This window comes from Streptomyces diacarni (assembly GCF_003323715.1).
Classification (GTDB): domain Bacteria; phylum Actinomycetota; class Actinomycetes; order Streptomycetales; family Streptomycetaceae; genus Streptomyces; species Streptomyces diacarni.
Genome location: NZ_QOIN01000016.1, coordinates 1 through 1,463 on the forward strand (window position 1 = coordinate 1; position 1,463 = coordinate 1,463).

1 protein-coding gene is annotated in these 1,463 nt (G+C 66.3%); it reads right to left on the reverse strand.

The window, feature by feature from the left end:
* Positions 1-23: 23 nt before the first annotated feature.
* Positions 24-1,325: an IS110 family RNA-guided transposase gene (locus DTL70_RS00085; protein ID WP_425470293.1), complete on the reverse strand. Its 1,302-nt coding sequence runs from the start codon at positions 1,323-1,325 to the stop codon at positions 24-26.
* Positions 1,326-1,463 lie beyond the last annotated feature (138 nt).

Sequence of the window (1,463 nt, forward strand, 5' to 3'; positions counted from 1 at the left end):
GGGGGGTGCCCCTATCTGTTTGGTCAAGGGGCTGGGGCGGGTTGGGGCTGGTAGAAGGTGCCGTCGCGGAGCATGGCGTAGAGCACGTCGGCTCTGCGGCGGGCGAGGCAGAGGAGGGCTTGGGTGTGGTGTTTTCCCTGGCTGATCTTCTTGTCGTAGTAGGTCCTGGAGGCGGGGTCTGCCAGGGCGGCGAACGCGGAGAGGAAGAAAGCTCGTTTGAGCTGCTTGTTTCCTCTGCGGGAGGGCTGTTCCCCGCGGATGGAGGAGCCCGAGTTTCGGGTGGCGGGGGCCAGGCCGGCGTAGGCGGCCAGGTGGGCGGCGCTGGGGAAGGCGGTGCCGTCACCGACGTCGATGAGGATGCGGGCGCCGGTCCTGATGCCGATGCCCGGCATGGACATCAGGACCTGGGAAAGAGGGTGGGCCTCCAGCAGTTCTTTGATGCGCTTATCCAGGAGTTTGCGCTGGTCAAGGACTGCCTGGAGGGAACTGGCGAGGCTGGGGACGATCAGTGTGGCCGCGTTCGTTCCCGGAACGACCACGGTCTGTTCATCGAGTGCGGTGAAGATCTCCTCGATGAGCCGCTCGGCCATCCTGGGTGCCTTCGGGCGGATGAGGTTGACCAGCTGTCGGCGTCCGGCCTTGCGGATCTGGGCGGGAGAGCCGAACTGGTCGAGGAGCCGGAGTACGGCCGGGTGCTGCATACGTGGGCCAATGACGCGTTCCAGGTGTGGATGGATCTGCGTGAACAGGCCGCGCAGCCGGTTGGACAGGCGGGTGGCCTCGGCGGCGAGGTCGTCGTCGAACCCGGCGATCATCTGCAGCTCGGCGAGGGTCTCGTCGTCGAGGTCGACCGAGCGCAGGGTGTGCGGCATCGCGCGAGCAGCGTCCGCGATGATGAACGCGTCCTTCGCGTCGGTCTTGGCTTCACCGGGGTAGAGGTCGGCGATCCGCCGCATGGTCAGGCCGGGCAGATAGGCGACCTCACAGCCGGTATCGCGGGCGATGGCCAGCGGCAGGGCGCCGATGGAGGCAACCTGGTCGACGACCACGAGCACCGTCTCGTGCTTGGTCTTCAGCTTGCTGAAGACCTCCCGCAGCTTCGGCTCGCTGTTGGGCAGCCGCTTGTCGAGGGCTTTCTTCCCTGCCGGGGTGACGGCGGTGGCGTGGTGTTCGCCCTTGCCGACGTCCAGTCCGAGGAAGACGCCGATGTCACTGACGTCGATCACGTGCGTCCTTTGGTGGTGTCCTCCCGGCCCTGCCACGGCACTGATCGCCACATCCACATTACGAAGAGCCTCCCGACCTGGGGAAAGGCCGGTGGTCATGCCCCTAATCAGCGGTCTGTCAGTGCCTCCGGAGCTGGTGACACCACCCCCCAGGCCATGTGCTCGACAAGGGGAGGTAGTCATGCCAACTCCGAAAGCCGGTAGCCCCGTTGCGGGGCCACGAAAACGGTAATGGGG